Annotated in this window: 10 protein-coding genes; 9 read left to right on the top strand and 1 reads right to left on the bottom strand. The window is 35.9% G+C overall.

The window, feature by feature from the left end:
- The 7 genes from trpB to AC1DTM_RS13625 all read left to right on the top strand — a co-directional run.
- Positions 1-856 (top strand): tryptophan synthase subunit beta (gene trpB, locus AC1DTM_RS13655; protein WP_477000352.1); only part of this gene is annotated, 856 nt, incomplete at its 5' end.
- A 3-nt stretch (positions 857-859) separates the two neighbouring features.
- Positions 860-1,636 carry a tryptophan synthase subunit alpha gene (trpA, locus tag AC1DTM_RS13650; RefSeq protein WP_016104200.1) on the top strand — a complete coding sequence of 259 codons (777 nt, stop codon included), beginning with the start codon at positions 860-862 and terminating at the stop codon, positions 1,634-1,636.
- Positions 1,637-1,709: 73 nt separating this feature from the next.
- The gene (locus AC1DTM_RS13645; RefSeq protein WP_016104201.1) at positions 1,710-2,069 is read left to right on the top strand and encodes a DUF4029 domain-containing protein; all 360 of its coding nucleotides are present in this window, start codon (positions 1,710-1,712) and stop codon (positions 2,067-2,069) included.
- Positions 2,070-2,184: 115 nt separating this feature from the next.
- The gene (locus AC1DTM_RS13640) at positions 2,185-3,684 is read left to right on the top strand and encodes an L-lactate permease (RefSeq protein WP_477000351.1); all 1,500 of its coding nucleotides are present in this window, start codon (positions 2,185-2,187) and stop codon (positions 3,682-3,684) included.
- Between the two features lie 90 nt (positions 3,685-3,774).
- Positions 3,775-4,458, top strand: coding sequence for a DUF2278 family protein (locus tag AC1DTM_RS13635; RefSeq protein WP_477000350.1), 684 nt, complete (start codon positions 3,775-3,777; stop codon positions 4,456-4,458).
- A 166-nt stretch (positions 4,459-4,624) separates the two neighbouring features.
- Positions 4,625-5,164, top strand: a complete 540-nt coding sequence (locus AC1DTM_RS13630; protein WP_477000349.1) for a sigma-70 family RNA polymerase sigma factor — start codon at positions 4,625-4,627, stop codon at positions 5,162-5,164.
- 4 nt (positions 5,165-5,168) lie between these two features.
- Positions 5,169-6,140, top strand: a complete 972-nt coding sequence (locus AC1DTM_RS13625; RefSeq protein WP_477000348.1) for a DUF4179 domain-containing protein — start codon at positions 5,169-5,171, stop codon at positions 6,138-6,140.
- Between the two features lie 45 nt (positions 6,141-6,185).
- Here AC1DTM_RS13625 and AC1DTM_RS13620 read toward each other — a convergent pair whose 3' ends face one another.
- On the bottom strand, positions 6,186-7,019 hold the full coding sequence (locus AC1DTM_RS13620) for a hypothetical protein (RefSeq protein ID WP_477000347.1): 834 nt from the start codon (positions 7,017-7,019) through the stop codon (positions 6,186-6,188).
- 195 nt (positions 7,020-7,214) lie between these two features.
- On the opposite strand from AC1DTM_RS13620, the gene AC1DTM_RS13615 reads away from it, so the two are divergent.
- Together AC1DTM_RS13615 and AC1DTM_RS13610 are read left to right on the top strand one after the other, a co-directional pair.
- On the top strand, positions 7,215-7,997 hold the full coding sequence (locus AC1DTM_RS13615; protein WP_016104207.1) for a zinc ribbon domain-containing protein: 783 nt from the start codon (positions 7,215-7,217) through the stop codon (positions 7,995-7,997).
- Between the two features lie 19 nt (positions 7,998-8,016).
- Positions 8,017-8,906 (top strand): zinc ribbon domain-containing protein (locus AC1DTM_RS13610; RefSeq protein ID WP_477000346.1); only part of this gene is annotated, 890 nt, incomplete at its 3' end.

Genomic DNA, 8,906 nt, shown 5'->3' with positions numbered 1-8,906 from the left:
AACAGGAGCAGGACAACACGGAGTTGCAACAGCTACTGTATGTGCCCTTCTCGGTTTAGAATGCGTCATCTTCATGGGAGAAGAAGATGTGAGACGACAAAAATTAAACGTGTTCCGAATGGAATTACTTGGAGCAAAAGTAGAAAGCGTAGCGGCAGGTAGCGGCACGTTAAAAGATGCGGTGAACGAGGCGCTTCGTTACTGGGTTTCACATGTACACGATACGCACTACATTATGGGATCAGTTCTCGGACCACATCCATTTCCGCAAATTGTTCGTGATTTCCAAAGTGTAATTGGGAAAGAAACGAAAAAGCAATACGAAGCGTTAGAAGGAAAATTACCAGAAGCAGTCGTTGCTTGTATTGGTGGTGGTAGTAATGCAATGGGAATGTTTTATCCGTTCGTACACGATGCAGAAGTTGCTCTTTACGGCGTTGAAGCAGCTGGAAAAGGTGTTCATACAGAAAAGCACGCGGCGACTTTAACGAAAGGAAGCGTCGGTGTTTTACACGGATCGATGATGTATCTTCTGCAAAATGAAGAAGGACAAATTCAAGAAGCGCATTCTATTTCGGCAGGACTGGATTACCCAGGTGTTGGACCAGAACATAGTTTACTAAAAGATATTGGACGCGTTTCTTATCATTCAATCACAGATGACGAAGCGTTAGACGCGTTTCAATTATTAACGAAAAAAGAAGGGATTATCCCGGCATTAGAAAGCTCACATGCTGTCGCATACGCTTTAAAATTAGCGCCGAAAATGAAGAAAGACGAAGGTCTTGTCATTTGCTTATCTGGCCGCGGTGATAAAGATGTAGAGAGTATAAAACGTTATATGGGAGAGGTGTAAAAAATGGGAGTAGAAAAAATTAAAGCAGCGTTTGAAAATGGCAAGAAAGCATTTATTCCGTACGTAATGGGCGGAGATGGTGGACTTGAAAAGTTAAAAGAAAGAATCCGTTTTCTAGATGAAGCAGGAGCAAGCATCGTTGAAATCGGTATTCCGTTTTCAGATCCAGTCGCAGACGGTCCAACTATTCAAAGAGCAGGAAAACGTGCGCTAGATAGCGGTGTAACATTAAAAGGGATTTTTCATGCATTAGCAGAAGTGAGGCAAGAAGTTCAAATTCCATTTGTACTCATGACATATTTAAATCCAGTACTAGCATTCGGAAAAGAATGTTTCATCGAGAGCTGTCTTGAAGCAGGTGTGGATGGCATTATCGTTCCAGACTTACCGTATGAAGAACAACATATTATTGCGCCGCTTCTACGTGAGGCGAAAATAGCTTTAATTCCACTTGTAACTGTAACAAGCCCAATTGAACGAATCAAGAAAATTACGAGTGAATCACAAGGATTCGTTTACGCCGTTACAGTAGCGGGCGTAACAGGAGTACGTCAAAACTTTAAGGACGAGATTCATAGTTACTTGGAAAAAGTAAAATCACACGTTCACTTACCAGTTGTTGCAGGGTTCGGTATTTCAACACGAGAGCAAATAGAAGAAATGATTACAATATGTGACGGTGTTGTCGTTGGAAGTAAAGTCATTGAGCTATTAGAAAATGAAAAGCACGAAGAAATATGTGAGTTAATACATGCAGTAAAAGAAACAGAAGAGGCATAAGTCTCTTCTGTTTCTTTTATGTGAAAAGTGTTAAAATATACAGAAAACACTTATAATTCAGAGGTGAGAAGGCATGCTAAGACGGAAACTATTATATCTTCTTTTAACCGTACCACTATACGCTTGGCTCATTAGCATGACGAAAATAGAATTACTAGCTCTGTTTCTAGGGTACTTATTCATCTTCTCTAACCTAAATCGGATTCAAGAGCAATCCATTTTCGAAGTATGTATATTTTCGGTTAGTATAGAATTATTTAGTATCGTTTCGATTGTATTATTAAATGAATTATTCCAATGTATCCATTCATTTGAATTAATGAAACTTGGGAATATTGTATTGCAAGTAATATGTGCTTATATTGTKTTTGTTGTGTTAGACAAAATAATCGGACAGCAGACGGTTTTTCAGGATAAAAGAAAATGGGATTGATTCAAAAAAAGAGCTGTTTGGCTCTTTTTTTAATCTGTTATAAAATTAATTGAAAATTACAATATCTGTTATATAATAGTTAAAAATTGCATTTTTTACGAAAAGAGATGATAGCATGGCCATATTGTTGGCACTTATCCCGATTATGATGATTTTTATTTGTTTGTTTTTGTTTAAACAAACGTCATTAAGAGCTTCATTAATCTCTTATGCCGTTTCTGTCGGAATCGTTTTACTCTCGCCAACGTTTCAATTAGGGATAAGTGAAACTGTACACGCAACGATTAAAGGGTGGTTAATTTGTTTTATTGTCGGGTACGTGTTGTTTTTCGGTATTTTTTTATTTCACCTCATGAACAAAATGGGATACATCGATCAAGTAGCGAGATTTCTAGAACAAGTCACGCACGATAGATTATTACAAATGCTTCTTATGTGTTTTGGAATTTGTCCACTTATTGAATCAGTAAGTGGGTTCGGAATTGGTTTTATGGTTGCAGCACCTATTTTTCTTTCATTAGGCTATAAACCATTTCAAGCTGTACTGCTCTCATTTATCGGCTTACTAGCTAGTTCATGGGGTGCAATGGCAACAGGTACGATTATCGGTTCTCAGCTTATCAACATGCCACTCACAACTCTTGGTACAAATACAGCATTATTAAGCATACCGATTTTCGCATACTTTATCATCCTTTCTTTATACGTTGTCGGTGGCTTTCAGGCAGTTATAGAAAAGTGGAAGGAAGGGATAGGATTCTTTCTATTATTTTCTCTCGGAATCTATCTTTCTAACGCATACGTAAGTGTTGAACTAGCAGGAATATTAAGTTCTATCGTTACAATTTCATTTGGCTTTTTAATCATTAAATTAAAAGGAAAAGGTGAGCAAAACCTTTTAACAGAACATGCGGCGGCTACGGAGAGAGAAGTATCCATTATAAAAATTATTAGCCCTTATATTTTTTTAACGGTTTGTATTTTACTTTCTCGCCTCGTTCCAGCATTACATGATCTGCTCAGGTCATATGCAGTTCTCGATTTAAAATCATATTCTTACAAACTAGAGCTACTATATTCGCCAGGGTTTTGGCTCGCCATGACTTGTTTATTTACAATCATTTTCTTCCGTATTCCATCTAATATTATTAAACAATCACTCTCGCAAACGATAAAACAATGGATTCCATTCGCAATTACAACGACAATGTTTATTGCGATTTCAGAGCTAATGGGGGCATCTGGTATGCATTCATTGCTCGCAAAGACAGCTGGTGAAACATTTGGCACCTTTTTCGTTTTCGTTGCTCCATTCATTGGCGGAATTGGCGGCTTTTTAACAGGTAGTAATGCAGGATCAAATGCGATGTTTATTAAGCTCCAAATRCAAACAGCACAAAACGTAGCGCTCCCGTGGCAATACGTCACAACACTGCAAAACACCGCATCATCAGTAGCGACAATCGCTTGCCCATCACGGATTACACTTGGTGCTTATTTATGTAATATTCCGTATCGCGAAAACGAACTACTAAAGAAGACGACGTTAATGATTTTTGGTGCGGTGTTGCTTGTAATAGTGGAAGTTTTCTTTTGGTATATATTGAGAAATTAAAAATCCTCCTAACATAGGAGGATTTTCTTTATGACTGGATAATGTTTTAAATATGAAAAGCTTCTACTAAATGAATAGGAGATGAAAGGTATGCCCTTAAAAAACTACGGTGTATTAAAAGGTATAGTTATACAATCTAAGATTGGAAAAGGCAAAACACCTCATTATCAAGTTCATTTACAAGGTGAAGCAGGAGTAGATTATCGCATTGCAATTAACGTGAAATCGCAAAGTTATCCGTCAGAAGTTTTATATTTTGCGAGCGACGATATTCGATCAGAGGCGATTCATATTTTACCGACATTACCGTTCGGTTTTACAGAAATAAAAAATAATGAACCGAAAGTAGCTTTAGATTATGTAAGAGGTAATTTATTTGATTCCAAGCAAATGATTCCTTTACCTGCTGAAAAAGCAGGAGTTGATAATGATTTAAATGAAAAGATAGAGCGTTATATAAAGCGAGCAATAGAAGAAAAGGCGATTATTTATGCGTTTGGTGAAAGATGGGGACCAGAAGAAAAAATACCTGATTCGTATTTCGACTTTACACCTGGAAACGGTATACACGATATTCATATGAATCAAGGAAATGTAGAGAAATGGCAAGGTGATGACGGTATATGGCAAGATGGCGGAATACTCATTCACTTTGAAAAGGAAGAAGAATGGATCGATATCTTTCTTGCATTCCAATCACAGTCATGGTGTACCGATGAAGAAGGTCATGCTCGTGTTCCGGTTGAGCATTGTGATTATAAGAGGGAGAAATGATAAGAAGAGCTAGTTCTAAATGAACTAGCTCTTCTTATCGTGAACAAGGATTGTAGTAGTACTTATGATGAGATTATGTTTGCAATATGAAAAACAATGATAGGGTTATTGTTTTTCATTCGTATTAGAAAGTAGATACCAATTAGCAGTGCAAGGAGGTCTATTTTTGAAGATAACAGAAGAAAATGTTGTGCAACAAATTCAACAACGTAATGAAAAGAGCATTACGTTCATTATCCAAACATATGGAGGTTTACTCAGCGCTATTATTAAACGATATGTATATAGTAATCAGCAAGATTATGAAGAATGTCTAGATGATGTATTATTAGCTATTTGGTTTCATATCGATTCATTTGATCCAAGTAAAAATACGTTTAAACAATGGATAGCAGCCATTGCTAAATATCGAGCAATTGATTATCAGCGGAAAAATGCGAGAAATCAGCAACAAACTGTCTGTACGGAGATTAATGACCATCTGTATCAAGAACAAAGAAAATCAAACGATTTCTTAGACGTACAGGAATTGCTTAGTGAGTTGTCAGCAACAGAGCGTAACATTTTTGAAAAGTATTATTTAGAAGGTGTACCGTCTCGTGAAATTGCTTCCCATCTTAACGTGAAAGAATCATGGATCCATAACAAACTGTCACGCGGACGAAAAAAGCTCAAGCAGATTTTTATTTTTAAAAATGGAGTGTGAGGGCATGTCTATTTATAAAGAGTTAAATGATATTCAGTTGGATATCACAGAATTTGAGGAGGTCACCTTAACTAAACTAGAGGAAAAGCAGTGGGAAAAGCGTGTGAAAAATAAGCTCCGTAAAAACAAACAATCAAAAAAGTGGTTCGGAGTCGCTGCGGTTTGCATGCTAATTGTCAGTATTACAGTGCCGCTTGGACAATCATCTTTAGCTAATACACCATTTATTGCAGGATTGATTGAAAAATATATTGATAAACAGCAACAACTTGACTATTCGCCCTATAAAACGGCTATTGGAAAAACTGCTGAAAATAAATACGGTAAACTGACTTTAAATGAGGTATTAGTGGATGAAAATAAACTGCTCATTAGTTCAACATTTGAGCCAGTAAAGGGTGTGAAGTTTGATTATCAAACATTTTTAATTCCACAGGTGCGTATAAATGGCCGTGATTTTTCTAATACAAAGGATGCACAGTCAATTGAAGTAAATGATTCTATGTTTACAATCTACAGTGCCATCGAGTTAAGTGAAATGCCACAAACTGATGCACTTCAAATCGAAATTACTTATGATACATTCAACAGAGATACTGTAATTGAGCAACCATGGATATTTGATATTGAAGTATCGCAAGCTAAGTTGATGAAAGAGAAGCAGACGTTTGAATTAAATGAAACAATTGCTTTATACGATGGCAATAAAGTAACTGTTAAAAAAGTAGTTTTTACGCCGATTTCCACAACGATTTATTATGATGTGACAGAAAGTGAAAATGAAAATATTTATTTTAAAATCGAATCAGAATCTGGAGAAGTACATACATTTAAAGAGACGGTTATATCGAATAAAGATGGCGGCATTTCTTTTAGTAGATTTGATGGAATTAATGTAGCGGTGGGTAAATATGCACTTGTACCGTATTCAGGTAAAGAAAAGAAAGGGATTGGACCATCTATTCCGATTCAATAGCTTATTAAATCTGGTAAATAATTTTCTAAAGATAAAAGAGGGTGTTCACAATGAACGCCCTCTTCTCATCTTATAAAACACAAAACTCACAAGTGTAGAAATACAAGAGAAAAGTAGTGCCACACTAGAAAACGCGATGAGATACATATTATACTTCATCATTTTGCCGATTAGTTGGTTACTATCATACTGAAAAAGTCCTGCAATTATATTGAATAAAAATAAAATGATAAACATGACGATGACGCCGTCTATTGATCCTTTAATGTCTGGTTTACTTAAAGCAATATGTGCGGAAATACAAATAGCTATAAATAAAAATAACCAAAAAGAAGGGGTTAATAAATTGCTCATTGTAAACAAGCTCTTTAATAAAAAGAATGTTGATAAAAACATGTTTTGGATCATGTCTAAGTTAATAGAAGTCGATGCAATTGTTGTTTCAAGAGTCGTATTAAATAAAGAATATGACTCTGGTACGAAATAGCGCATTAAAAGTATTAAGGCAGTAATACCAGAAATAATAGGGCCGATTCCGATGAAGAAATTCCCAATTCGTTGATATATACTTTTTTGATTGTATTGATGTTGTACGTAACCTAAAGCTCCCTGACTTGTATCTGTTGGGAAGAACTGCGTTGCTACAATTTTATGACGAAATAATAGACATATAATTGCATGTCCAAGTTCATGAATAGGGACACCAATCCATGCAGTTAAAAGGAAGCCCTTCCTTCCGAAAGCTCTCGACCAATACGTTCGTGTGAGAGATTCTAAATAACCTAATATAAATCCAATTACAATGATGACACCAATTAAAGAAAATAATTGGATCACGCTTGTAAGGAGTGTTTGAAAAATCGAGTTTACAAATTCCACTGTCTTCATCCAATCTGTTAAAAATGTTAGTTGCTCTGTTTCATAATAACATTATTTTTCTATATTACTAGCACACATAGTTTCGTTTAAAAGAAGGATTTCATATTCTTTTTCTTGTAGTCATGTTTTATGTACAAAGTCATATATTGAATTTGTAACACCCTATAAGGTATATGCTTAAGGAGGGATGAGAGAATGAAATGTACGGCGTGTCAAACAGAAAATGCAGCGGAAGCAAAGTTTTGCGGGAATTGTGGACATTCGTTATCGGAAGAAGTAGTAGTAAGTGGTGTGCAGGAAGAAGGGCAACTATCGAGCGCGGCACAAGTAAAGGAAACTCGCCCAAATGAAACGGTAGAGCAGGCGAAACAATTTGCAAGTGGCTATTTTCAGTTCTTTAAAAATGCTTTTAAATCACCATCGGCCATTATGGAAAGTGGAAATATTGAAGTGCGAAATGGAATTGTAAGTCTTGTGCTTATTTGCTTTTTAGGAGCATGTATTTTTTATAGAATGATGAGCACAGCGGCGACTGTTACGAGGACATTAGTGCCAGATGTATCTACTCCTACTTTCTTTGGAGAATCTGTAATGGTCTTTTTCTTTTTATTAATTTTAACTTTATTTGTCGGATTTATTATTTTTGTAAGTGGTAAGATGATGAAATCATCTTTTTCTTTTCTTGAAGCATTCGGCATATGGGGGACGATAGCGACGCCAGCTATTGCTATACTAGTTCTTTCTTTTCTTTTTAGTTTCTTATTAATCTTTTTCTTACCAATATTACTATGGATAGCTACAACGTATATGGTAATTAGTATAATTGTAGCTATATTAAAACTAGATAACGGTGGATTAGATCCTGTGTACACACTTCTTATCGCAAATGTTTTAATTGGAATTGCAACGTTTATTGTGTTTTGGTCTTACATTAACACGATAATTCAAACCTTTACACAGGGATTAACTGGCTTCTAACGAAAAGGTGGTTGAACGGATGAATGTATGCACAAAGTGTGGGATTCATTTTGAAGACGGTGTGCAATTTTGTCAAAACTGCGGGACGAAGAGGGGGAATCCTGTAGTAAAGAAGCAAAAAATGAGCAAAGGGACAATAATTGGAATTACACTTTTAACATTTTTTATTATAGTATTGGGCGGATTATATGCGTATGGATCTTCATATTACTCACAATCATCGCAAGTAGAGAGAATTATTACTGTTTTACAAGAGAGGGACGGAGAGAAGTTAGCTGAGATTGTCACGACAGATGATCCAGCCGTTATTGTAACGAGAGAGAGTGTAACGCCTCTATTTTCATATATAAAAGAAAATCCATCTTACGTGAATGAATTGAAAGAATATTTGAGGCAAGGTGAAAAACAAGGGGATGGAATAGAAAGAGCAGATTTTTCTTTAACGAAAGACGGGAAGTATTTCGTTTTATTTGATCGGTATAAATTGAAAGCGAAGACGTATTATACGACTCTGCTTACAAATGAAAAAGGTACATCTTTAAAATTGAACGGAAAAGAAATTGATAAAACAAATGATAAAAAGTTTGACAAGCAATATGGACCGTTTCTTCCAGGAACTCAAGTATTTCAAGCAGAATATAAAAATGACTATGTAAAACTATTACGTGAGGAAAAGGTTGTACTTATGAAACAAAGTCAAAATAATGTAACGATAGATTTAACACTGCAAGGGCAATATATTACAGTTCAAACGAATGCGCCTGGTGCGACATTATACGTGAATCAAAAGCCAGTTACAGCGTTGACCGGAGAAGAAATTAGGTGGGGACCGATAGCGACTGATGGAAGTGCGGCGATTTATTTAGAACGAAATGGAGAAAGCGGAAGGGAAACGACAAAGGTAGAAAC

The sequence above is a fragment of the Bacillus sp. P4_D3 genome (assembly GCF_056401855.1).
This window is presented reverse-complemented; position numbering and strand designations above follow the sequence as displayed.